Origin of the sequence: Paenibacillus sp. Aloe-11 (assembly GCF_000245715.1) — a bacterium.
GTDB classification, from domain to species: Bacteria; Bacillota; Bacilli; order Paenibacillales; family Paenibacillaceae; genus Paenibacillus; species Paenibacillus kribbensis.
In genome coordinates this window covers 152,406-152,788 of record NZ_JH601050.1, presented here as the reverse complement: position 1 = coordinate 152,788, position 383 = coordinate 152,406, and the positions used below count along the sequence as shown (strand labels likewise).

At 56.1% G+C, this 383-nt stretch carries 1 pseudogene; it reads right to left on the bottom strand.

The features are described 5' to 3' along the window. A pseudogene (locus WG8_RS28115) lies at positions 1-369 on the bottom strand (cobalamin biosynthesis protein); the annotation flags it as partial. Positions 370-383: the final 14 nt, after the last annotated feature.

Here is a 383-nt window from a genome sequence, read left to right as displayed (position 1 = left end):
GCCGCTGTTCGGGCTTGGGTGTAGACGAGCATCCCGCTTGACTGTACGCCAGCTTCTTGCCGCATCATGCCGATACATCCACGCCGCTATCACAAGCATAACCGCTGTCAGGCGTGCCGGAATGTAGTTAGCTACATCATCCAGACGTGCCGAGGCCCAGCCTAAATGCAGATACTTTTCATTTTTGTAGCCGACCATCGAATCGAGCGTATTCACGGCACGATAAGCCAGCGCCAAGGGTGCCCCCCCGATCAGGGCATAAAAAAGCGGAGAAATAATCGCGTCGACGATGTTTTCAGCGACCGTTTCGACGGTTCCGCGCACAATCTCTGGCTCATCCAGCTGCTGTGTATCCCGCCCGACAATCATCCCCAGCTCCCGAC